The organism is Rhodococcus sp. AG1013 (assembly GCF_003350365.1).
In the GTDB taxonomy this organism is placed as follows: Bacteria; Actinomycetota; Actinomycetes; order Mycobacteriales; family Mycobacteriaceae; genus Prescottella.
The window spans coordinates 67151-91167 of sequence record NZ_QQAT01000010.1 but is presented as its reverse complement, the minus strand read 5'-3'; the positions used below and the strand labels follow the sequence as shown (position 1 = coordinate 91167).

20 protein-coding genes are annotated in these 24017 nt (G+C 68.2%); 11 read left to right on the top strand and 9 right to left on the bottom strand.

Annotated features, from left to right (window positions below):
• Positions 1-3: 3 nt before the first annotated feature.
• A complete protein-coding gene (gene ligD, locus DEU38_RS14395; RefSeq protein ID WP_114722092.1) occupies positions 4-1050 on the top strand; it encodes a non-homologous end-joining DNA ligase in 1047 nt (348 codons plus the stop codon).
• Between the two features lie 32 nt (positions 1051-1082).
• Here the strand turns inward: ligD and DEU38_RS14390 are convergent, their stop codons facing one another.
• Together DEU38_RS14390 and DEU38_RS14385 are read right to left on the bottom strand one after the other, a co-directional pair.
• Positions 1083-2114 carry a phosphotransferase family protein gene (locus tag DEU38_RS14390; RefSeq protein WP_114722091.1) on the bottom strand — a complete coding sequence of 344 codons (1032 nt, stop codon included), beginning with the start codon at positions 2112-2114 and terminating at the stop codon, positions 1083-1085.
• Complete coding sequence (locus DEU38_RS14385) at positions 2107-3252, bottom strand: hypothetical protein (RefSeq protein WP_114722090.1); 1146 nt, start codon at positions 3250-3252, stop codon at positions 2107-2109. The genes DEU38_RS14390 and DEU38_RS14385 overlap by 8 nt, the downstream gene beginning before the upstream one ends.
• 108 nt (positions 3253-3360) lie before the next feature.
• Here DEU38_RS14385 and DEU38_RS14380 point away from each other — a divergent pair, with 108 nt between their 5' ends.
• Positions 3361-3993 (top strand): TetR/AcrR family transcriptional regulator, encoded by a 633-nt coding sequence (locus tag DEU38_RS14380; RefSeq protein ID WP_258557905.1) that lies wholly within the window; start codon positions 3361-3363, stop codon positions 3991-3993.
• Positions 3994-4079: 86 nt separating this feature from the next.
• Here the strand turns inward: DEU38_RS14380 and DEU38_RS14375 are convergent, their stop codons facing one another.
• The 7 genes from DEU38_RS14375 to DEU38_RS14345 form a co-directional block, all read right to left on the bottom strand.
• Entirely contained in the window at positions 4080-4331 is a 252-nt protein-coding gene (locus tag DEU38_RS14375) for a WhiB family transcriptional regulator (protein WP_114722089.1), read from the bottom strand.
• Positions 4332-4356: 25 nt separating this feature from the next.
• Positions 4357-4899: an HNH endonuclease gene (locus DEU38_RS14370; protein WP_114722088.1), complete on the bottom strand. Its 543-nt coding sequence runs from the start codon at positions 4897-4899 to the stop codon at positions 4357-4359.
• A gap of 402 nt (positions 4900-5301) precedes the next feature.
• Positions 5302-7905 (bottom strand): hypothetical protein, encoded by a 2604-nt coding sequence (locus tag DEU38_RS14365; protein WP_114722087.1) that lies wholly within the window; start codon positions 7903-7905, stop codon positions 5302-5304.
• Positions 7906-7926: 21 nt separating this feature from the next.
• A complete protein-coding gene (locus DEU38_RS14360) occupies positions 7927-8763 on the bottom strand; it encodes an SMP-30/gluconolactonase/LRE family protein (protein WP_114722086.1) in 837 nt (278 codons plus the stop codon).
• Positions 8760-10379, bottom strand: coding sequence for a class I adenylate-forming enzyme family protein (locus DEU38_RS14355; RefSeq protein WP_114722085.1), 1620 nt, complete (start codon positions 10377-10379; stop codon positions 8760-8762). The genes DEU38_RS14360 and DEU38_RS14355 overlap by 4 nt, the downstream gene beginning before the upstream one ends.
• 34 nt (positions 10380-10413) lie before the next feature.
• Positions 10414-12657 carry an acyl-CoA dehydrogenase gene (locus tag DEU38_RS14350; RefSeq protein ID WP_114722084.1) on the bottom strand — a complete coding sequence of 748 codons (2244 nt, stop codon included), beginning with the start codon at positions 12655-12657 and terminating at the stop codon, positions 10414-10416.
• Positions 12658-12699: 42 nt separating this feature from the next.
• Positions 12700-13305, bottom strand: a complete 606-nt coding sequence (locus DEU38_RS14345) for a TetR/AcrR family transcriptional regulator (RefSeq protein WP_254622661.1) — start codon at positions 13303-13305, stop codon at positions 12700-12702.
• 125 nt (positions 13306-13430) lie between these two features.
• On the opposite strand from DEU38_RS14345, the gene DEU38_RS14340 reads away from it, so the two are divergent.
• The 9 genes from DEU38_RS14340 (at position 13431) to DEU38_RS14300 (ending at position 23999) form a co-directional block, all read left to right on the top strand.
• On the top strand, positions 13431-14924 hold the full coding sequence (locus DEU38_RS14340) for an aldehyde dehydrogenase family protein (protein ID WP_181818783.1): 1494 nt from the start codon (positions 13431-13433) through the stop codon (positions 14922-14924).
• Between the two features lie 280 nt (positions 14925-15204).
• Entirely contained in the window at positions 15205-16353 is a 1149-nt protein-coding gene (locus DEU38_RS14335; protein ID WP_254623049.1) for a serine hydrolase, read from the top strand.
• A 13-nt stretch (positions 16354-16366) separates the two neighbouring features.
• Positions 16367-16573: a dodecin gene (locus tag DEU38_RS14330; RefSeq protein WP_114722081.1), complete on the top strand. Its 207-nt coding sequence runs from the start codon at positions 16367-16369 to the stop codon at positions 16571-16573.
• Between the two features lie 132 nt (positions 16574-16705).
• Positions 16706-18397, top strand: a complete 1692-nt coding sequence (locus DEU38_RS14325; protein ID WP_181818782.1) for an FAD-dependent oxidoreductase — start codon at positions 16706-16708, stop codon at positions 18395-18397.
• A gap of 113 nt (positions 18398-18510) precedes the next feature.
• Positions 18511-19533 (top strand): L,D-transpeptidase family protein, encoded by a 1023-nt coding sequence (locus tag DEU38_RS14320; RefSeq protein ID WP_114722079.1) that lies wholly within the window; start codon positions 18511-18513, stop codon positions 19531-19533.
• A 150-nt stretch (positions 19534-19683) separates the two neighbouring features.
• Positions 19684-20616, top strand: a complete 933-nt coding sequence (locus DEU38_RS14315; RefSeq protein WP_114722078.1) for a carbohydrate ABC transporter permease — start codon at positions 19684-19686, stop codon at positions 20614-20616.
• Positions 20613-21515, top strand: coding sequence for a carbohydrate ABC transporter permease (locus tag DEU38_RS14310; protein ID WP_397484715.1), 903 nt, complete (start codon positions 20613-20615; stop codon positions 21513-21515). Before DEU38_RS14315 ends, DEU38_RS14310 begins: the two co-directional genes overlap by 4 nt.
• 36 nt (positions 21516-21551) lie before the next feature.
• Complete coding sequence (locus DEU38_RS14305) at positions 21552-22883, top strand: ABC transporter substrate-binding protein (protein WP_114722077.1); 1332 nt, start codon at positions 21552-21554, stop codon at positions 22881-22883.
• Between the two features lie 21 nt (positions 22884-22904).
• Positions 22905-23999, top strand: a complete 1095-nt coding sequence (locus DEU38_RS14300; protein ID WP_114722076.1) for an ABC transporter ATP-binding protein — start codon at positions 22905-22907, stop codon at positions 23997-23999.
• Positions 24000-24017: the final 18 nt, after the last annotated feature.

The window sequence follows — 24017 nt, the reverse complement described above, 5'->3', positions numbered from 1 at the left end:
ACCATGGCTGCCACCAAGCGTTCTCCGGCAGAGGAGCTCGACGTCGACGGCGTGGCCGTCCGGCTGTCGAATCCGGACAAGATCTACTACCCGCGGCTCGGCGCGGAAGGCGGCACCAAGCGGCACCTCGTCGAGTACTACCGCAGGGTCGCGACGGGCGGGGAGTTGCTGCGCGCGCTGAGGGACCGGCCGACCCACATCCAGCGCTTCCCGGATGGCGTCGAGGGCGAGGAGATCTACCAGAAGCGGGTGCCGGCGAAACGGCCCGAGCATGTCGACTCGTGCGAGGTGACGTTCCCGTCGGGCCGCACCGCGGACGTGCTGCGGGTGCGCAGCGCCGCCGACATCGTGTGGGCCGCGAACCTCGGCACCGTCGCGTTCCACCCGTGGGCGGTGCGCTGCCCGGACGTCGAGCATCCCGACGAGTTGCGGATCGACCTGGACCCGCAGCCCGGCACCGACTTCGACGACGCCCGTCGCGTCGCGCTCGACGTCCTGCATCCGCTTCTCGATGAACTGGGCCTGATCGGGTTCCCGAAGACGTCGGGCGGACGCGGACTGCACGTGTACATCCGGATCGAACAGCGGTGGGACTTCGTGGAGGTACGGCGCGCCGGAATCGCGTTGTGCCGGGAGGTCGAGCGGCGCAGCGGCGACCGGGCGACCACGAAGTGGTGGAAGGAGGAACGCGGCAGGCGCATCTTCCTCGATTTCAATCAGAACGCCCGGGACAAGACCGTCGCGTCCGCGTACTCGGCCCGCCGCACCCCGATCGGGACGGTGTCCACCCCGGTGACGTGGGACGAACTGGCGTCCGTCGAGCCCGACGACTTCACCATCGCGACGGTGCCGGCGTTGCTCGCGGGTCGCGGTGACCCGATGGCGACGCTGGACGACGTCGCCCATTCGCTCGACGGGCTGCTCGAGATGGCCGAGCGTGACCTCGCGGCCGGGCTGGGTGACATGCCGTACCCGCCGAACTATCCGAAGATGCCGGGCGAGCCCAAGCGGGTGCAGCCGAGCCGCGACCGGGACCTGAAGAAGGACTGACCGGCCGGGCTCGACCTACTCGCCGGGGACCGTCAGTCGGCGTTCAGCAGTTGTTCGAGGCGCGCCATGCAGAACCCGGTGATGCTCACGTTGTCGCCGAGGTTCAGATGGGTGGACAGACGCAACAGGGGCACGGACAGCAGCACCGCCGCGAGCACCTCGTTGAACAGCAGGTTCTGCACCTTCCAGCCGGTCAGTTGCTCGTAGCGGGCGATGGTCTCCTCCCGCGTCGGGGTGCCGGGCAGGCTCGGGTGTCCCTCGTACTCGCTGCACGCCCAGTCCAGGAACAGCACCCAGGCCAGGTCGGCCTCGTGGTCACCCAGATACGCCATCTCCCAGTCGAGTACGCCGGCGACCGACAGGTCCGGCGTGTACAGGATGTTCGACATGCGGGCGTCGCCCCAGACCAACGTCACGTGCTCCGGGTCGTAGAGATTGGCTCCGAGCCAGGTCAGTGCCTTCTCCATCACCGGCGGCAGTTCCGGTGCCGCCCAGCGCACGGCCCAGTCGAGGTAGTTCACGATCTGCTCGACCGGCTTGTCCCCGAACTTGGGCATCGCCAGGAACCCGAGCCGGAGCTCCTCGGGGTCCAGGAGATGCACCCGCGCCATCGTCTCCACGCACTCCCACCACATCTTCGCCCGACCCTGCTCGTCGGCCTCGAAGTAGTTGCCGGCGGTGTGGTACGAGGGGAAGTCGCTGGGCGCCTCGGCATTTCCGATGCGGTCCATCACGTAGTACGGGGTGCCGAGCGGGTTGTCGCCGGCGTCGATCCACCGGACGGCGGGGACCGGGAGATCGGTCGGTGCGAGCCGCTCCGAGACCAGGTACTGGCGCCGGAGGTCGTAGTCGGGGAACAGCGAGACCTCGGGCGGGCGTCGGAAGACGTACCCGGCCGACTCGTGCTCGGCACCTTCGAGGTCGAACAGGTAGGTCTCGGTGGAGAACCCGCGCTCGGTGCGCATCCAGTTGACGATCTTCGCGTTCTGCGCGCCCGGAATGCGCTGCCGGACAATGGGCTCGAGGGCCGCCGCCAGGTCTTCCGCGGCGACGCGCTCAGCCATTGTTCGCACCGGATCGGTTGGCGCTCCAGTCGGTGTAGCCGTAGCGCGGATTCACGCCCATGAACACCATCTCGACCAGCCCGTGCCCGACCTTGTCGCCCATCCGGACCTCGCAGAGCGTCTCGCTGAGCATGCTGACCTTGCGGATCTCGTCGACGTCGGTGATGTCGACGTCGAAGCTGTCACTGAAGTCCTTGCCGCGGTACATGCCCGACGCGTAGCCGTTGTACTCGTCGTAGCCGGCCAGGCCCGGCCAGAAGTCGCATACCGGATTGACCTCGATGACGTCGGTGCTGCGGTCGGCGCGGTGCACGGTGAACGTGCCGGACTTGACGACGCGGAGGTCGTCGCGGAAATCCAGGTCGTGCTCGACGTCGATGATCGGCAGCGGGTCCTTGCCCGAGTCGATCGGGAACAGCACCTCGCCCTCGAACTGCCAGCGCTCTCCGGTGTGCGTCTCGCGCTGCGCGAAGTGCACCACCTCGTCCTCGAACTGGAAGATGCCCATGTAGTAGAAGACGCCGGCGGGCACCTCCGAGGGCTGCATGTTGCCGCCCTCGGGCAGGCTGCCGCCACCGCCGCCGTGGCGCACGCCCCAGGAGTGGTCGCGGCCGAACCACCAGTTGTCGGGGTCGATCTCGATGCGCTCGCCGTCGATCTCGATCCAGCCGGTGATGGTGCCGTTCTGGTAGAAGCGGCGGGCGTCCTCGCGGACCCGGCCACGGCTGCGGTGGAAGGCTGCGGTCTGCTCGTACACCGGGAAGTCGCCAGTGAAGTCGAGCTGCAGGCTCAGGCCGTGCTCGTTGGACTCGACGGTGGAGCGCACCTTGCGCAACGGCTCGACGATCTCGTACGTGTACGGCCCGACGCTCCACGCGTTCAGGGCGCCGGTCTGCGGGTTCAGCTCGGTGGACATGCGGACGACGCGGGCCCGTTCGCCCTTGCGGGTGACCATCGCGTAGGCGTCGAGAACGTTGCGGTTCGGGTACTTCGCCAGGCCGGTCATGATGCTGATCTCGCCGGACTTGTCGAAGCCGTACATCACGATGCGCTCGGTCCAGCGCAGGTCGCTCTGCGAGACGTGGTCGAGGGTGGTGGGGAGCTGGTGGATGAGCAGTTCGTCGTGCGGGGTGATCATCGGGAGTCGTCCTTTCGGTGGATGGCTGGCTGACCTACCCGGAATCTATTACGGAGCGCTCTGCAACGTAATAGATTCGGCGAAACTCGTCCGGTACTGTCCGGTTGTGTGAAGACGAGCAGCGATCGCCGGCCCGGAGTGGTCGGTGTGGGCCGGCCCCGGGACCCTCAAGTCGACCGGTCCATTCTCGCTGCAACCAGGGAAGTGCTCGTGGAGAGCGGGTACCAGAAGACCACGATCACCGCGATCGCCCGACGCGCGAAGGTTGGTACGTCGGCGATCTACCGCCGCTGGGCCACGAAGGAATCGATCGTCGAGGATGCCGTCTTCGGGGGGCCCGACGCCACGCTGCCCGCGGCCACCGCGAGCCTGCGTGACGACCTGCTGGCGTGGACCAGGCTGTTCCTCAATCAGATCGCCGAACCTGCTGCCCGCGCAGCCATTCCGGGCCTGCTCTCCGCCTATCTCCACGATCACGGGGCGTACGAGCGTCTGATACTCAGCGCCGAGGATCCGGTACGCGTGACTCTCGCGGAACGCGTGGCCGCCGAGTTCCCCGACCGGTCCGCCGACGAGACGGCCGCGGCGGCGGACGCCGCCTTCGACCTGTTGGTCTCCGCCACCATCGTGCGCGGCCTCACCAACGGACTCGTCGACGCCGATGCGTTCTGTGCCCGCACCGCCGACTCGTTGGTCCTGCTGGTCTCGGTCGACCGCAGCGAGTTCGACTCGGTTTCGTAGTTCTGCGCGGTTTGTAGACTGCGTCCCAGGTGTGGTGCTTCGGCGGACTCGGCTCACTGGTGTCCCGTCGTGAAATGCCCTCCGGCTTACCGGATCAGCTTGCCGCGGAGGTACTCGTGTCCGCCCCACACACCGGACTGGCGGGTGCCGGCGGCGTACTCGCCGCAGGCCGCGGCGATCGGGCAGCGGGCGCAGACGAGGGCGGCGTAGTCGAAGGGCTCGCTCGGGTCCGGGAACCAGCGGTCGGGGTGACGATCACCCCGGCAGGCGGCCTCGTCCCAGTCGGTGCTTCCGTCGGTGGCCGGCAGCAGCTCGGCCAAGGTCATCATGATGGTCATCGGTTGTGCCTCCTTTCAAGACGATTCACGGTGTCGGGGCCAGGTCGCGCCAGATCGCGCGCTGCCGTTTGACGTCATCCCGCGGAGCTCGGGGGATCCACAGCAGCGGCATGTCGGCCTCCTCCGGTGTCCGGTCGGTCTTGCGGCCGTTGCAGTCCGCGCAGGCGGCGACGAGATTGCCGTAGGTGTCGCCGCCGCCACGACTGCGCGGGTAAACGTGGTCGACGGTGTTCGCGCCCCGGCCACCGCAGTACGCGCACCGGTGGTGGTCGCGCGCCAGGATCGCTGGGAACGTTGCTCGGGTGTCGTCGTCGACGCCCGGCCGCGGCGGCGTGTGAACGTACTCGAGCAGCTGGATCGTGCGCGGCAGTGGGATCGCGATGTGCTGGGAACGCACCAGGAACCGCGGGGTGTGTTCGACCAAGGTGACGGCGAGTTCCGCGGCGAGCGTCACAACCGCGCGGGCGGCGGGTACGAGGTCGAAGTCCTCGTAGGTGGCGTTGAGCACGCGCACACGGGTGTTCATCCAGGTTCGGGTGGTGACGGCGGTGGTGGATGGGCGGGCCATGGCAATCGACAACCTCGTTCTCTCCCAGGGGGAGTGGCGGGTTCTCGGGGTGCGAACGGCCCGTGGTGGCCGGTCGGCCGGCAGGTCACCTCATGGCGACCGAGGTTTCGGGGCAGGTGCGCCCCGAGAGGAGGGGCGTCAGGGGACGCTGAATCCGGCTGTGTTGCCGGGGTTTTCGGCAGTCCGATCCAGGATTCGGATCATCGGCTGCGACATGCGCTGCGGGTATGAGGTGGTGTGCATCCGAGTGTTCCCCTTCCTGGTCGTGTGGCCGGCCGCCCAGTGTGCCACGGTTCAGGGGAGGGCGCTGGGGAATTTTTACAGATGGCCGGTGCAGCTCGGATGGGACCTCCGCGGGTCCGGCACTCTGCGGGCCGGCGCTGTACCACGAGCTGAATGCGCTCACTGACGTGCGCGTCTGGCTGCGCGGGCTGCCGTCTTGGCGGATCTTGTGATGCTCGCGAGTTCGTCTCGGGCGAATCCGAGGTGATGGGCGGATCGCATCCAGGTGTAGAGGTCCGACGCGGCACGATACTCGCGGAGTTGCGTGTAGCAGGCCGCCAGATCGAAGGCAGACTTGCGGCCTCGTTCGGCGATCTCGGCGTCCGGGAAGGCGCCCGCGATGTCGAGGATCAGTCGGTGGGCGTGGATCGACTCGGGTAGGCGTCCGAGACCGGTCAGGAGTAGCGCTTTGTTGCGCAGTGTCTTGACGCGGCGGAGCCGGCGTTCGGCGGAGTCGACGGACAGGTCGTGGATCCGGAGGACGTGGTCGTAGGCGGCGATCGCGGCGACCGGGTCGCCCAGTCCGTCGACCATGACGGCGCGGTTGTAGGCGGCCACCTCGCGGGCGTTCACGATGTCGCCGTCGGTCGCTCCGCCGGCGAGCCGTTCGAGCGCCTCGTAGGCCTCGATCGCTGCATGCTCCTCGCCGAGCCGGCCGAGCGCAATGCCGAGTCGCAGGTGACCGCGTGCGTGCACCCGGCGTGCCCGGGTGTCGAGACCGGGACGGCGCAGGGCCGCGCTGCGTGCCACGGCAACGAGCTCCTCCCACCGCCCGGCGTCGAGCAGCAGACCTCCGAGCACGTCCAACGCCGCGAGCCCGAGCATGACGGTGTTCTCGTCGGGGTCCGCGCCGGTGTCGGCCGCAATCGCCGCGAGGATCCTTTCGGCCTCCGCGGGTTTCCCGTCGTCGACCGCCCTGTCGGCCTCGTACAGGCGTTCGCGCAGATCGCGGTAGCGGGCCTCTCCCGCCGAGGCGGGGACCGCATCGGTGGGGGAGGAGATCGCGAGGATCCGTTGATTCTCGGTCGCGAGTTCGACAGTGTCGCGGACGTCCGGGTCGTCGCTGTCGGCGTGGGCGGCCACCAGCCCCTGCAGCAGGGTCGCCGCCATCTCGCGTTCGCCTCGTTCTGCCGCGCGTGTCGACTGAGTGAGGCGGCGCCGGGCGTCCAGGCGGCGGATGCGCACGTCCGGATCGTTGGCAAACAGGTCCGCGAAACGATTCAGGGCACTATCGATCTCGGTGGAATCGAGCCCGGGTGACTGCCACACGGAGAAGAGTGAGTTGGCCGCCCACAGGCGCACGTCGGCGTCGGTGTCGGGGGCCGCGCGATCCACGGTGTCGTTGATGACGCGACGAGACGCGACGAGCTCGCCTGCCTCCCGCAGTAGACGTCCTCGCCAGTACATCGCCTGGGCGATCGCGGCCGGGACTCCGGGCACACCGGCGGCAGTTGCGTAGCGGTGCGGCACCTTCGCCAGCGCAGCGAGTGCGTCGTCGCGACGTCCGATGTCGGCGAGACGAAGTGCCCGGTCGACCATCGCCAGGGCGAGCGGCACGACGAGACGCTCGTCGTGCTCGTGCCCAGGGAATCGCGCATCGAGCTGTTCATAGAGTCGCACGGCACTCTCGGGGTCCCCGAGGCGCGAGGTCAACTCGGCGAGCCGTGACGCCACGCGAACCCGTGCCGCCGTCGTGGCCGGACTCGTGTCGGTGGCGAACGCGTGGTCGGTGTGGGCGAGGACCTGTCGATCGGCCGCGGTCCCCGCGTCCTCGCGAACACGCCTGAGTACCCACCACAGGATCGCCTCACGCGCATCCTCGGACGCACAGGTGGCATACCGGTCCACCAGTGTGGCGGAGTGCTCGACGGCGGCGAGGTCGCGCTCGGTGTCGGGAAGCCGCTCGAGCACCCGGTCGAGATGCCGGGCCTGTTCGGTGACCGTCTCGAAGCCGGGCTCGACGGGCAGATCCAGGGCGCGCAGGCCGTGGGCAATCGCCGTCGCCGCCGGTACCCCGCGGCCGATCTCGTCGTCGACCAGACGGAGAGATGCGGCATGCAGGAGCGCCCGCGCCGAGGGGAGAGACTCGGACTCGGCGATGACGCGGTGCATCAGCGCGATCGTGGACTCCACGTCATCGTCGCTGTCGTAGCGGATCTGCGCCGCCTGATAGAGCGCTGCAATACGCAAGTGACGCAACCGCTCGTCGGATTCCGCGGTGAGCGTGAGCGCCAGCGTCTCGAGTCCGACCGCCACCTGATGGCGATCTCGTCCGAGGTGCCGTCGCAAGATCTCGGCGGTGTACATCGCCTCCCCTCGTGCCTGCCGCACACCGAGCGGTTGATCCTCCCCGATGTGACGCGATGCGAACGACTCCGCCGCTCGCATCACATCGACCAGCACGATCGCATCATCGGGCTCGTACAGGTGGACCCACTCGATCGCCTCGAGCTCAGCGAACGCGCGCGCCTCCCGGACGGCGTCGGCGTCGAAGCCGTCCGTGAGTTCGGCCATCCTCGCGATACGCCGCTCGACGGCATCGCGTGGTCCGGACGGCGCCTCGATCCGGACGATCATCCCGGTCGCCTCAGCCACCGCTATCGCCTCCACGTCCTGAGCGGCAAACCTCTGCGCGTCCAGCGCCAGAGTCAGGATTTCGTGCGCGAGCTCCTGATCACCTGCCGCCAGCAGCTCGCGCGCACGGCGCACGGCGTCACGAACCATCTTCGATCCTTCCCAGGCGGATCACCGAGTGCGTCGACTCGGTCGGCGGCGGGTGAGCCTGAGGACGGCCCCCGCGCCGGCCGCGGTGACGAAGAATTCGTCCGTGTCAGGGTGTCCGCGACAGACATTGGTGGGCATGCTGCCCTTGGGCAGCGGGTGGCTTGCCTCGACGGTGCCGTCCGGGCCGACGACGTCGATCCGGTCGCCGCTCGTGGTCGCGACCCAGAGACGATCGGAGGCATCGACCGCAAACCCGTCCGGGTTCGCATCGGGCAGGGTCCGTAGAAGGGCTCCACCCTCCGGATGATTACCCACGACATCGTATTTCGTGATGTCGGCGCTGACGGTCTCCGTCAGATAGAGGTGCGTTCGATCGGTGTCGAATCCGATGCCGTTCACGAAGATCGGCCCCTCGATGAGCAGTTCGCTGTCCCCGCTGACGATGTCGACGGCCCAGACCCGACCGGGCAGTGCCCGATCGGGTCGGGAGAAGTCGAACTGTTCGCGCGAGTCGGTGACCCACAGCCGCCCGTCCGGTCCGAAGACCAGGTCGTTGGGTGCCCCCATCCCCTTCGCCAGGTACCCCACCTCGCCATCGCGGATCACCTGGACCCCAGGTTCGGCGGTGCTCTGGGCGGCCCAGATCCCACCGTTCTGGGCGACATAGAGTGCGCCGTCGGGGCCGATCGCGAGGCCGTTCGGGCCGCCTCCCACCCGGTGCTCGACCACGATGGTTCCGTCCCGATCGAGCACGATCACCGATCCGCGACTCATGGACACCACGGCCACCCGGTCGTCGGGCAGATAGACCGGGCCCTCGGTGAAACCGAGGCCGTCGGCGATCAGTTCGACGGTCATACCCTCGACTCGACCTGTGCGCGGATGACCTTCCCGGTGGCGTTGCGCGGTAGATCCTCCGTGCTGAGCGTCCAACGGGTCGGCACCTTGTAGCGCGCCAGTGCGGCGCCGGTGAACTCCGTCAACTCGGCCTCGGTGACGGTACTGCGATCCGAGACCACGACGATGGCCGCGACTTCCTGCCCCAGGTCGTCGTGATCGACCCCGAGCACCACACACTCGCGGATCTCGGGATGCAGGGCGAGCCGATTCTCGATCTCGGCGGGGTAGACGTTCTCGCCGCCACGGAGGATCAGATCCGAACGCCGACTCGACACGCTCAGGTATTCGCCGTCCATGGTGCCGAGATCTCCGGTGCGGTACCAGCCGTGCGGGGCGGTCGCCTGCTCGGTCGCCTCGGGATTCTTCCAGTACCCGAGCATGATTCCCGGCCCGCGCAGACAGATCTCGCCTTCGACGCCGTCGGGGACCCGGTTGCCGTCGGCGTCACGAACCTCGACCTGCATCGTCAGGATGGGACGCCCGACGGTTGCGGGATCGGCGAGCAGTTCCGCGGGGGACGCGATCGTCGCAGCAGTGGAGGACTCGGTCATTCCGTAGCTGGTGCCGAGTGATCGGCCCGCCTCGGGCAGCGCTGCACGCAACTTCTCCCGCAGCGCCTGCGACGAGGGCGCACTGTTCACCGTGACCGTGCGCAACGACGACAGGTCGTACCGACTCAGGTCACCCTCGAGAATCCGCGAGAGCATCGTCGGGACGGCGCCCCAGTTCGTGACACGCTCCTGTTCGATCAGACCGAGAACCGTGTCGGCGTCGAACCGCCCCTGGTGGATCACCGCGGTGTCGCCGACAACGAGACGCACCACCGCGAGGTTGTGCAGCGCGGCGATGTGGAACAGCGGCGTCGCCAGGAGGAACCTGCGATTCGCCGGCGCCGCACCGAGTTCGGTGGCGACCGCGTCGTTGAGAAGATGGAACCAGAGCGCCGTGAGGACATTGCGATGCGAGTGCGTCGCGCCCTTCGGGTGTCCCGTGGTGCCGCTGGTGAACAGGATTACCGCCGGATCGTCTTCGGCGGCAACGTGATCGGGCAGGCGATCCGTGGCGTGAGCGGCGAAGATCGGGTCCAGGTCGGTCTCGACCGACAGTGTCGGCACACCGCTGTCACCGACGCGATCCATCCGAATGCGATCCGCGACGAGAACCTTGGGTTCGGTCAGTTCGAGGGCATGAGCCATCTCCGGCCCGGTCCACAGCGAGTTCATGCCGACAGCGACGGCGCCGAGCGAGACGGCGGCCCAGAAGGTGACAATCCACTCCGGGCTGTTGGCGGCGCAGATCGCCACCCGGTCGCCGGGGCGTACGTCGTACTCGGTGCGAAGCGCCGCGGCCAGCGCGGCGACGCGACACCGGTGCTCTTCGAACGTGAGTCGGCTCTCCCGCGTCACCAGGTAGTCGCGGTTCCCGAACTTCGCTGATGCGTGCAGCAGTTCGCCGAGCGAGCGGTGCCGACGGGTGTAGACGGGAAGCGGCTGACCGAGCACGTCCTCGATCCCGATCTCGAACGGTTGGCCGGGAGCGGTGAGTCGGGCGACGATGTCATCGCGGGTTGTCATCGGTAGAGCTCCTTCCAGAACGGCGAAACAGCGATCAGCGCGGGAGTCCCAGCACGCGTTGTGCGATGACGTTGAGCTGGATCTCGATGGTGCCGCCGCCGATCAGGACGGCCGGGACTCCCAGGTAGTCCTGAACATACGGCTCTTCCGGGCTGCCCACACAACCGAGCGGGCCGAGCAACGCGACCAGCGCGCGGGAGCCTTCGCGTTGGGCGATCGCGTGGAACACCTTCTGCACGCTGGTCGCCGACCCGGTGGCGTCCTCGGACCCGTGCAGCCGTTGCAGCACGGTCTTCAGGTTCATCGCTCCCACCGAGAGCTCGCGTGCGGTGTTGCGGCCGAGCACTCGGACAACCTCGTCCCGGCTGCTGCCGTACTCGCCCCCGTCGAGCAACCGGCGGACCATGTCCGCGGAACCGTGGCCGAACTTGGCGGTCCCCATCTTGAGTCGCTCGTTCGACAAGGTGGTGACGGCCAACCGCCATCCGTCACCGGGGCCGGCGACGACACAGTCGTCGGACACGAACACCTCGTCGAGGAAGACCTCGTTGAACTCCCAGATTCCCGTGACCTGGCGAAGCGGACGCACGTCGACGCCCGTGCTGTTCATGTCGACGAGGAAATAGGTCAGGCCGGCGTGCTTGGGTACGTCCGAGTCGGTCCGTGCGAGGCACACGCCCCAGTCCGCCTCCCGCGCCTGCGAGTTCCACACCTTCTGTCCCGAGAGCACCCAACCCCCGTCGACCTTGCGGGCCCGGGTGGACAGGCCCGCGAGATCCGATCCGGCGCCCGGCTCGGAAAACAGCTGACACCAGACGAGTTCACCTCGCAGGGTCGCGGGCACGAACCGCTTCTGCTGCTCTTCGCTGCCGTGCGCGATGAGGGTGGGAAGCACCCACTCCGCAATTCCCGTGTCGGGCTGGGCAAGTCCGCGCCGGGCGAACTCGTCGGCGATCACCGCCTGCTCCACCGGGCCCGCATCGAGGCCGTACGGCTCCGGGTAGTGGGGCGCGGTCAGGCCTTCGGCAGCCAGTCGGGCCCGGCGGGCGCCGCCACGGGACGGTGCCCACCCTTCCGTCGGAATCTCGTCCTCGGGAAGTCCGAGAACGTCGTCGAGCACACCCGAGACCCGTGCCCGCACCTCCGGTAGCGAGTCCGCGTCGATGAACGAGAAGTCGCGCCGAGCGTGCAGTGCGGCTTCTCCCAGTCGAGTCGACCAGGCGTCCTCGGTACCCACCGCGGAGGCGACGGAGACCGCTCGCCGCCAGTACAGGTGCGCGTCGTGCTCCCAGGTGAACCCGATACCGCCGAGCAGGCTGATGCAGTCGAGTGCCTGGTCGACGCCCGCCGGGGCTGCGGTGAGCGCCGCCTGCGCCGCAACGAGACGCCGCTGGTCGGAAGCGCTGTCGGCGGCACGGGCCGCATCCCACACGGCCGCGCAGGCGACCTGGGAGCGGACCAGCATCAGTGCGGCCTTGTGCTGGACTGCCTGGAAGCTGCCGACCGGGCGCCCGAACTGGTGGCGGGCGCGTACGTACTCGACGGCCGTTTCCAGGCACCACGCGGCGATCCCGCTGGCCTCCGCTCCCAACAGTGAGGCGACGACGAGATCGACCCGGTCCGGGTCGAGTCCGGACAGGGCCCGGCCGTGGCCGATCCGGTGACCGGCGAGTTCGAGCCGTCCCACGGATCGCGTCAGATCGACGGCCTCGCAGGATGCCACCTTCGCCGTGGTCGTGGACCCGTCGAGTTCGGTTCGGTCGAGCCAGAACCACAGGTCCTCGCCGGGTGTGTCCGCCAGCGCGGCACGCACGAGGACTCGGTCGGCGCCCGGCAGCCCCAGCGTGGGATCGGAGGTCCCCTCGACCTCCCACCCCCCGTCCACAGCCCTGGCCGTCAGCCGGTTCCCGGCGACGAGAGCGCCGGTGGCGCCGCCGTCGAAGGCGGCGAGCAGATCGTCGGCACCGGTCGAGGCCGTCGACGCTGTGGCACTGGCGAGCACGGTGGGAACGTACGGTCCGGGGAACAGGGCCCTGCCGAACTCCTCGACCACGACGGTCAGCGCCGGCAGCCCGCAATCCGAGCCGCCCACGGACTCCGGAAGATGCATGTTGTGCAGGCCCTGTCGCACCACCGCATCCCACACCGGGTCCGGGCCGGTACCGGTGGAGAAGGCGTCGAACTGGTTGCGGGTACTGGCAATCGGCGCGGTGCGGCGGGCAAAGGCCGCGACCGAGTCTGCAAGAGCGCGCTGATCGTCATCGATCGGTAGTGCCATCGAGTTCTCCTGGAGTAGGTGGCCCGTCAGGTGCCGGTGGTGCTAGCTGGTGCCCGCCGATTCGGTTGCGTGCGCCGCCAGGACGTACAGGGCGTCGGCGAGCGAATCGACGAAGGTATCGGCGCCCTCGGCGCCTTGCATGAGTCCGCGCATCATCGTGGTGCCCGACATCAGGTCGAACAGGAACATCGGGTCCGCCCCCGGGGCTATCTCCCCGCGGGTGACCGCCCCTTCGAGTAGGTCGGAGAAGGCCTTGCGTACGGGGGCTCCGATGGCGAGGAGGCGTCTGCGCGCGTCCTCGGACCGCGAGTCGGCCAACAGGCCCGGGACGCCGGCACGGGCCGCCGGACGCGCAGCGCGGGCCAGGAAGATGCGCACCCACGTGGCCAGATCGGCCCGCAGGTCCCCGGTCTCCTCGGGTAGCGGATGCCCGCCGGTGCCGTGCACGGCCTCCTCGATCAGCGCCTCACGGGACGGCCACCGTCGATAGATGGCGGGCGTGTTCACTTCGGAGGCTCGGGCGATCGCGGAGATCGTCGTCTGCTGATAGCCGACCGTCGCCAGCAGGCGACGGGTCGCGGCGAGCACGGCTTGGTCCTTGCCCGGGTCGCGAGGACGCCCTGCGCGGGCGGAAATCTCAGACTTCACTATTACATAGTAACCCGTTACGTTAATCGTGAGGCCGTTTCGAATCGCCCGATCCGAGGGGTCCTACCCGGTTTCTTCTCGTCCGGTGCTCGCGCTGCTGCGGGTGAATGCACAAGGAGTGCACGATGAACAATCGAGACACGACCAGATTCCCCGCACCGCGCGAGGACGGCGACAGGTTCGGTCGGGTGGCGTACCAGCGCGAGACGGGCCGCGTCTCGACGATTCTCACGCAAGCCCGGGTGTGCCCCGGGCCGCAGGCTCGGGTCTGCGTCAACCCGGCCACCCTGGAATCGATCGGTAGTGTCCAGATCGCCACGGCCCGACAGATCGACGGCCTGGTCTCGCGGGCGCAGCGCGCTTTCGCGACATGGCGCGGTGACCGCGACGCGCGACAGAAGCTTCTCGCGATCTGCTCGCGCGAACTCTTCGCTGTCGCGGACGCCGTCGCACCCTTGCTCACGATGGAACACGGCAAGCCCCTCGACGAGTCCGCCGGTGAGATCCGCGCGGCCGCGAAGTTCCTTGCCGACACGGCCCGGATCGATTGGGATGACGACGCTCCCGTGTGCGCCGGCCGAAACCGCACGGCGGTCATCGAATACAGGCCGGTCGGAGTCGTCGCGGTACTGATCCCGTGGGACCTGCCGATCCTCCGTATGGTCGCGAAGATTGCCCCCGCCCTGGTTGCCGGCAACACGGTCATCGTCGAGACGCCGCCCACCGTGGCACTGTCCGTCACGCGAGTGGTCGATGTCCTCGAGGCCGTGCTGCCGGACGGGGTCCTCGGCACATCCGTCGGCTACGACGACACCGGAAGCTCTCTTGTGGGTCATCCCGGGATCGGCCGAGTCTCCTATGTGGGCTCCCGAGGAGGTGCCCGGAAGATCATCAGCAAGGCCGCTCGGTTTCTGACGCCCGTCGCGACGACGACCGGGGGCGGCGGTGCGGCGGTGGTTCTCCCGGATGCGCACGTCGACGCGACAGCAACCGCATTGGCGGGCAGCGCATTCCTCAATGCGGGGCAGACTCTCGGTGGCCCCGGGCGCGCGTACGTGCCGACAGAGATGGTGGATGCGTTCTGCGAGGCGCTCTCGGAAAACATGCGCATGCTGACGGTCGGCGACGGGTCGAGCCCGGAGACGTCGATCGGTCCGCTCCACAGTGCGCGTCAGTTGAGGGTGGTCGAGGACTTCCTCGCCCGGTCCGTGGCCGCGGGGTCGACTCTCGTCCACGGCGGCGGGCGGGGCACCGACCTCCCCGGGCACTTCCTCGAACCGACGCTGCTGCGTGAGATCCGCGATGCGGGTGTCCCGGGTGCCGCGGTCGAGACGGCGGCCGCGGGGCCGGTGTTCACCGTCGTCGGCTTCGACGACCTCGACCGGGTCCTCGGGTGGATCGGCGAACCACCACACGCTCTCAGCGCATCGGTATGGGGGACCGACATCGACCGAGCGGCCAAGGTCGCCGAACGTGTCGATGCCCAATCCGTGTCGGTGAATCGACACGAGGTCACCGACGCGACATCGCCGTTCGAAATGGTGGCAGCGAGCGGATTCGGAATGATCGGTGGCCGCGCCGTCGACGAGTTCCTGCAGTTCCGTGTGATCAACCATTGAGACCCGGGCACAAGGTGAGGACAGCAGATATGGACCAATTCGAGCGTTTGACCAGGACGTTTTCGAGCCCCGCTTATCTCGAATGTCTGTTTCTCCGCGCGGCGGCCTCTTCCGCCCGTAGGCTGCGCCAATCACAATGGTGTGAGGAGTGGGATCGGAGGTCGCGATGACGATCCAGGTGGAGCGTGGAAGCGGATCGCGCGCGGCGGTGGGAGCCCCCGAACGCGTCCCGGTGGCGCCGGCAGCAGGCACGCCGGCAACCGCGCACGCACGCACCGAGATGGTGGTGGACCCGCGGTTCCTGCCGCTCGCCGACCGCTTCTTCTCGATGTACCGCCAGCCCCACAACGGTGGCGGTGCGCTGGTCGCCTACGTGCACGGCGAGAAGGTCCTCGACATCTGGGCCGGCTACGCGGACCGGGATCGTCGCTGGAACCGGGACACCGTCTCGCTGTCCTTCTCCACCGGCAAGGGTGTCGCGAGCACGGTCACGCACCGGTTGGCCGAGCGGGGCATCGTCGACTACGACGCCCCCGTCGCCACGTACTGGCCGGAGTTCGCGGCGGCGGGTAAGGAAGCGATCACCATCCGCGACGTGCTGACCCACCGCACCGGTCTGCACAAGGTCCGTGGACTGGTGCCCGGCCGCCTCGGTCTGCTCGACTACGACACCGTCGTCGAGGCACTCGCCGCGGCGGCACCGGATCCGCGTCGTCTGCGCGGGCCCGGCTACCACGCCGTGACGTTCGGATGGCTGGTCGCGGAGACGGTCTCGCGCGCCACCGGCAAACCGTTCGTCGACATCGTCCGCGAGGAGATCGCCGAACCCCTCGGGATCGACGAGTTCTGGTACCAGGTCCCGCAGGCCCAGAGGCCGCGGATCGCGAAGCTGTTCCCGCACATCAACCCCGGCGGACTGGACTGGCAGCTCACGGCGTCGGTCCTGTCCCGGGTGGGTCCCCTGCGGGGACTCGCCGAGGCCGCGATGCCGGACGGCTTCGACGAGCTCGTGCGGAACCCCGCGGTGCACGACGCCGTCATGCCCGGATGGAACGGCGTGTTCAGCGCCCGATCCCTCGCCCGGATGTACGCGGCCATCGCGAACGGAGGCGTCATCGACGGCGCCCGGTTCCTGAAGCCCGAGACCCTCGAACAGATGGGGGCCGTGCAGACCCGGGACCGCGACTACGTGCTCGGCGTCAAGCTCGGCTGGCGCCTGGGCTACCACCCTCCGATCCTGGCCAGTCGCACGCAGCCCACCCGCGGCCTCGGTCACTACGGGGTGGGCGGATCGGGCGCGTACGCGGACCCCGAGACCGGTCTGGCCTTGGCGTTCGTGACCAACAGACTCGGCAACGCGGTCTCCGCGCTCGGAGATCTGCGACTGGCCAAGCTGGGCGCCGAGGCACAGGCGATCATGCGTTCGTGAAGGAGGACTGGCGATGAGCAATCACGTCTACCGGGTGATCGAGATCGTCGGATCGTCGCCCGACGGTGTCGACGCGGCGATCGCGAACGCCGTCGGTCGCGCGCACGAGACGATGCGCAATCTCGAATGGTTCGAGGTCGTCGAGACCCGCGGTCACATCGAGGGCGGGGTCGTCGCGCACACGCAGGTGACGCTCAAGGTCGGTTTCCGGCTGGAATGAACTCGAGCGACCCCGGGGGCACGCCCGATCGTTTTCCGGTACAACGGAGCCTCGACCCAAACTGAAACACGTTATAGTCTTGGGTCGAGATCGAGAGATTTCGGTCCGGGCACTCACAGGTAGGGAAGAACTGTGGCTTATGTGATTACGCAGGCATGCTGCAACGACGCATCGTGTGTGGACGTCTGTCCCGTCAACTGCATTCATCCGACTCCGGACGAGCCGGAGTTCGCCACGACGGAGATGCTCTACATCGATCCGCAGACGTGCATCGACTGCGGCGCGTGTGTCGACGAGTGCCCCGTCGACGCGATCTTCGGTGAGAACGAGCTCAGCGAGGCGCACGCGCTGTACCCGGAGATCAACGCCGCGTACTTCGAGAAGCACCCCATCGGTCCGGACTGGCCGGAGCTGACCCAGCCCAAGTCGCTGGACCCGGCGCTGGGGACGCTGCGCGTCGCGATCGTCGGTTCCGGTCCCGCCGCCTGCTACGCCGCGATCGAACTCACCGCCCGCCCGCGCGTCGAGGTCGACATGTTCGACCGCCTGCCCACCCCCTACGGCCTCGTCCGTGCCGGCGTCGCCCCCGACCATCCGGGCACCAAGGGTGTCGCGGACGTCTTCCGGTCGGCGATGAGCAAGCGCACCGTGCAGTGCCATTTCAACGTCGAGGTCGGGCAGCACGTCAGCCACGACGAACTCCTCGCGCACCACCACGCCGTCATCTACGCGGTGGGCGCGGCCAGCGACCGTCGTCTCGGGGTCCCCGGTGAGGACCTGCCCGGTTCGCACGCCGCCACCGAGTTCGTCGCCTGGTACAACGGCCACCCCGACTACGCGAACCACACGTTCGACCTGTCGGGTGAGCGTGCGGTCATCATCGGCAACGGCAACGTCGCGCTGGACGTCGCCCGCATCCTCGTCACCGATCCGGACGAGCTGGCCAAGACAGACATGGCGGAGCATGCCGTGGAGGCGCTGCGGCACAGCAACATTCGCGAGGTCGTCATCGTCGGCCGTCGTGGACCCGCGCAGGCCGCGTACACCAACCCCGAGCTGATCGCACTCGGCCAGATGGCCGACGTCGACATCGTCGTGGACCCGGACGAGGCGATCCTGGACGCCGCCAGCCGGGCGTGGGTCGACGGGCCGGACTCCGAGCCGTCCGAGAAGCTGAAGGTACGTCAGGTCGAGGAGTTCGCGAAGCGGACCACCTCCGACGGTCGCAAGCGGATCGTGCTGCGGTACCTGGCCTCGCCCGCGGAGATCAGCGGCGACGGCCGTGTCGAGGAGTTGCGCCTGGTGCGCAACGAACTGGTCGCCGACGATGCCGGCAAGCTGTCCGCGCACGCGACCGACCGGACCGAGACACTGTCGACCGGTCTGGTGCTGCGGTCCATCGGCTACAAGGGCCTGCCCGTCGCCGACCTGCCGTTCGACGAGCGCCGCGGCGTCGTTCCGAACGAGAACGGTCGCGTCATCGACCCGGAGACCGGTACGCCGATCCCCGGCGTCTATGTCGCGGGCTGGATCAAGCGCGGACCCACCGGCGTCATCGGCACCAACAAGCACTGCTCCGCGGCCACCGTGGAGATGCTGGTGTCGGACTTCTCCGCCGGACTGCTCGGGCAGCCCGGCAGCGACCGCGAGCAGCTCGGTGAGCTGATCGGCGGGCGCCAGCCCGACGTCATCGACTTCCAGGGCTGGCAGCGTATCGACAAGAAGGAACGCGCGCTCGGAGCGGAGAGCGGACGTTCCCGCACCAAGATCGTCGATCTGGCCGCGATGCTCGACGCCGCCCGCGGCGAGGGTGCGGCCGGCTGACGGCGGGTCGGTGTTGTCGGTGACCGCCCGATATGTCTAAATAAGATGTATCGGGCGTCCGCCGATCGCGGTGGCGCCCGTGACACGGTGTCGTCGAACGAGGGGATGGGCGCATGACCGGGAAGTCGATCGCAGGACACGGTTCGAGGACCCGGCGCTGGTTCGCCCGGGCCGCAGCCCTCGTCGTGGGAGCGACCGCAGCAGGTGCCGCGCTGGTGGGGCCGGCGCAGGCCGCGCCGCTGTTCCCCGGCGGACCCGAGATCCCGGGATTCCAGATGCCGACCTTCGAGCTGCCGCGGGTGGAGCTGCCCCAGATCCCGACGCCGCCTCTGCAGCTCCCGCCCGGATTCGACCTGCCGCCGGAGGTGCGGGCGGCGCTGCCCCCGGGCTCGCTCATGCCGGCCACGCCCGCGCTCGCCCCGATCGGTCCGGCGAACTTCTCGGCGCCGTCGCTCAATCCCGCACCGGGTGAGGTGGTGGGCATCGCGCAACCGATCATCATCCGGCTCAACGAGGTCGTCGGCGACCGCGCCGTCGCCGAGCGGGCCATCCGGGTCACCACGAATCCGCCGGTTGCCGGACACTTCTACTGGATCAACGACAGCCAGGTGCGGTGGAAGCCGGAACAGTTCTGGCCGGCGAACATCCAGGTGAGCGTCGACGCCGGTGATTCGCACTCGACGTTCTCGATCGGCGACGCCCTGGTCACCGTCGCGGACGACAACACCAAGCAGATCACGGTCACCCGCAACGGTGAGGTGGTCAAGACGATGCCGACGTCGCTCGGCAAGCCCGGTCACGAGACGCCGAACGGCACGTACATCGTGGGCGAGAAGTTCCGCGACATGTACATGGACTCGTCCACGTACGGTGTGCCGATCGACGCCCCCGAGGGCTACCGCACGTACGTCGAGTACGCGACCCGAATCTCCTACAGCGGCATCTTCGTTCACGCGGCGCCGTGGTCGGTGCAACAGCAGGGACACAGCAATGTCAGCCACGGCTGCCTCAACGTCAGCACCGAGGACGGCAAGTGGTTCTACGAGAACGCGAAGAAGGGTGACCCGGTGATCGTGCAGAACACCGCCGGCGGCATCCTCAGTGGCAGCGACGGACTGGGTGACTGGAACCGCTGACCCGACCGGACCCGAAGGCGCTGCGCGAGAACCACTCGCGCAGCGCCTTTTTCGTGCGCAAATAGTTGCGATTCCGATCGCCTCGCGACGTTCAGATCCCATCTCGCGCGCATTCACCGGCCATTCGCAGTCGGCGGTAACACTGCTGCGGTGACATCGAGTCCGGAGAGAACCCTGCCGCAGCCACCGGGCCGCGGACTGCTCGGCCGCCCGTGGCGTGACTACGCACTCTTCGCGGTCCTGGTGGGACCCAACCTGGTGCTGCTGGCGGTGTTCACGTACCGGCCACTGATGGACAACATCCGGCTCTCGTTCTTCGACTGGAACATCTCGGATCCGGTGGCGACCTTCATCGGGTTCGAGAACTACCGGGAATGGTGGAGCCGCGACGACACCTGGCAGATCGTCACCAACACGGTCGTGTTCACCCTGGCGACGGTGGTCGGATCGATGGTGCTCGGCCTGGCGCTGGCGCTGCTGCTCGACCGCAAGCTCGTGGGGCGCAACCTGGTTCGCTCGGCGATCTTCGCGCCGTTCGTGATCTCGGGTGCCGCGATCGGCGTCGCGTTCCAGTTCGTGTTCGATCCCAACTTCGGCCTCGTCCAGGACCTGCTGCACCGCATCGGGTTCACCTCGGTGCCGGACTTCTACCAGGAGCCCGGCTGGGCGCTGTTCATGGTGACGGTCACGTACATGTGGAAGAACCTCGGCTACACGTTCGTCATCTACCTGGCCGCGCTGCAGGGCCTTCGTCCCGAGCTGTCGGAGGCCGCCGAGATCGACGGCGCGAGCGGATGGACCCGATTCCGCCGAGTCCTGTTGCCCCAGTTGCGACCCACCACCTTCTTCCTGTCGATCACGGTGATGCTCAATTCCCTGCAGGTGTTCGACATCATCAACGTGATGACCCGCGGAGGCCCGCTCGGGACCGGAACGACCACGATGGTCTACCAGGTCTACAACGAGTCGTTCCGCAACTTCCGGGCCGGTTACGGTGCGACCGTCGCGACCGTCATGTTCCTCGTCCTGCTCGCCGTCACCGTCTACCAGGTGCGCGTGATGGATCGGGGTGAGCGGTCGTGACCGCGCTCGAGGAGCATGTGGTCGCCCCGTCGCTGCCGACGGAGATCGTCGCCCCGGCCGCGCGGGCACAGCGTCGTCGCGAACGCGTGCTGACCACCCTCGGGTACGCGGCGATGGTGTGTGCACTCGTCATGGTGGCGCTGCCACTGTTCTGGATCGTCATGACGTCGTTCAAGGAACGGCCGGACATCTACACCCAGCCGGTCACGTGGTGGCCCAGCACGTTCCATCCCGAGAACTACCGGGAGGCGCTCACGTCGGTGCCGTTCACGACGTTCCTGCGCAACTCGGTGATCATCACGACCGCGCTGGCGGCGATCAAGTTCGTGCTCGGTGTCCTCAGCGCGTACGGGCTGGTGTTCCTGCGGTTCCCGGGTAAGAACTTCGTGTTCCTGGCGATCATCGCGGCGCTCATGGTGCCCAACCAGATCACGGTGATCTCGAACTACGCGCTGGTCGCGGAGTGGGGGTGGCGGAACACCTTCCAGGGCATCATCGTTCCCCTCGCCGGCGTCGCCTTCGGGACGTTCCTGATGCGCAACCACTTCCTGTCGATTCCGTCGGAGATCATCGAGGCGGCGCGGATGGACGGCGCGGGGCACGTCCGGTTGCTGTGGCGGGTGGTGCTGCCGGTGTCGGGGCCGACGATGGTCGCGTTCGCGATCATCACCGTCGTCAACGAGTGGAACGAGTATCTCTGGCCGTTCCTCATGTCCGACGACGCCTCGGTCGCCCCGCTGCCGATCGGGCTGACCCAGCTGCAGAACAACGACGGGCTCACCAACTGGGGACCGGTCATGGCCGCCACCGTGCTGGCCATGCTGCCGATCCTCGTGATCTTCCTTCTGCTGCAACGACACATGATCAAGGGCCTCACCTCCGGTGCGGTCAAGGGCTGACGATATTTCGGACCAGGCATGGAAAGGCACGAAGACATGGCACACATCAACCGTCGCGGATTCCTCGGACTGACCGGGGCACTCGCGGCCGGGGCCGCCCTCACCGCGTGCGCGGGTTCGGGATCGGGTTCCGGCTCGTCGGATTCGAGCGCGTCCGGGTCGGGCGGGACGAACACGATCACGTTCTGGTCCAACCATCCCGGCAAGTCGCAGGACGTGGAGCGGGAACTGATCAAGCGCTTCGAGGCGAAGTACCCCGACCTGAAGGTCGATCTCGTGGACGGCGGCAAGAACTACGAGGAGGTCTCGCAGAAGTTCAACGCCGCACTGTCGGGCGGTGCGCTTCCGGACGTCGTCGTGCTGTCCGACGTCTGGTGGTTCAACTACGCGCTGACCGGGGCGATCGAGCCGCTCGATCCGCTGTTCGGCGAGGTGGGCGTGAACACGTCCGACTACGTCGACTCGCTGCTCGCCGACTACCTGTTCCAGGGCAAGCACTACGCGCTGCCGTACGCCCGTTCCACCCCGATCTTCTACTACAACAAGCAGATCTGGTCGCAGGCCGGGCTGCCCGACCGCGGTCCCGCGACGTGGCAGGAGTTCGACCAGTGGGGCCCCGAACTGCAGCGTGTGGTGGGTGGCGGCAAGCTCGCGCACGGGTGGGGCGACGCCAAGAACTACCTGGGCTGGACGTACGAGGGCCCGATCTGGACCTTCGGTGGTGCCTACTCCGATCAGTGGACGCTGAAGTTCGACGATCCCAGGACGATCGAGGCCGGGAACTTCCTGCGCGACATGGTCTTCGGCAAGAAGTATGCAGCGGTGTCGAGTGACATCGCGAACGAGTTCGCCGCCGGGATCCTCGCCTCGACGATCGCGTCGACCGGTGACCTGTCGGGCATCAAGAAGACCGCGGCGTTCGACTTCGGCACCGCGTTCCTGCCGGCGTCCAACGGCCGACCCGGCTGCCCCACGGGCGGTGCCGGGCTGGCGATCCCGTCGCGCATCTCCGACGACCGGAAGAAGAACGCGCTGAAGTTCATCGACTTCATCACCAACACCGAGAACACGGCGTACTTCTCGCAGAACGTCGGCTACATGCCGGTGCGCAAGTCGTCCGTGGAGGAGCCGTCGATGAAGGCGTTCCTCGATGCGAACCCCAACTCGCGCACGGCCGTCGAACAGTTGGCGCACACGCGGTCGCAGGACTACGCCCGCGTGTTCGTCCCGGGTGGCGACCAGGTCATCGGCACCGGACTCGAGCAGATCGCGCTGCAGAACGCCGACGTGAAGTCCACGTTCGCGTCCGTCGCAGCGCAGCTGCAGCAGACGATCGACCGGCAGATCGCCCCGAAGCTGCCCCAGTAGCAGGACGACAGAAGGAAGACCATGGCACACGTGCAGTTCTCGGCGGTCACCCACCGCTACCCGGGCGGCGAGCGGCCCGCAGTGGACCGACTCGACCTCGACATCGCCGACGGCGAGTTCGTCGTCCTCGTCGGACCGTCCGGGTGCGGAAAATCCACGAGCCTGCGGATGCTCGCCGGTCTCGAATCCGTCGAGACGGGCCACATCCGCATCGGCGGTGCGGACGTGACGGGGCTGGCGCCGAAAGCGCGCGATGTCGCCATGGTCTTCCAGAACTATGCGCTCTACCCGAACATGACCGTCGCCGAGAACATGGGCTTCGCGCTGCGCAACGCCGGGGTGAACAAGACCGAGCGCACCGCGCGCGTCCTCGAAGCCGCGCGGATGCTCGAACTCGAGCCGCTGCTGGGCCGCAAGCCCGCCAAGCTGTCGGGCGGGCAGCGGCAGCGCGTCGCGATGGGGCGGGCGATCGTCCGGCACCCGGCGGTGTTCTGCATGGACGAGCCGCTGTCCAATCTCGACGCGAAGCTCCGGGTGAGCACCCGCGCCCAGATCTCCGGGCTGCAGCGCCGGCTGGGTACGACGACCGTCTACGTCACCCACGACCAGGTCGAGGCGATGACGATGGGCGATCGGGTGGCGGTGATGTGCGACGGCCGACTGCAGCAGATCGCCCGCCCGCGCGAGCTGTACGACGATCCGGTCAACACGTTCGTCGCCGGTTTCATCGGATCACCCGGGATGAGTCTGCTCGAGGCGCCGGTCGAGGGGACCACCGCGGTGCTCGGGGATCTGCGCGTGCCGCTGCCGGCGTCGGCGCGAGGGGAGGACCGCGTCGTCGTCGGGGTGCGCCCGGAGTCGTGGACCCTGGTGGGGGAGTGGCGCAAGGGCTCGCTCACGGTGGTCGCGGAGTTGTTCGAGGAACTCGGCGCCGAATCGTTCGTCCACGCGGTGAACGCCGACCCCACTGACGAGACCTGGTCCAGCAAGGGCGGACGGGTCGTCGTCCGCGTGGACCGGAAGGTGTCGGTGAGCGCCGGCGAGCGGCTGCATCTGCTGCCGAAGCTCGACGAGATCCGGTTCTTCTCGGCGTACTCGGGCGAGCGGCTGCGCTGACGGCTCGCGCATAATCCG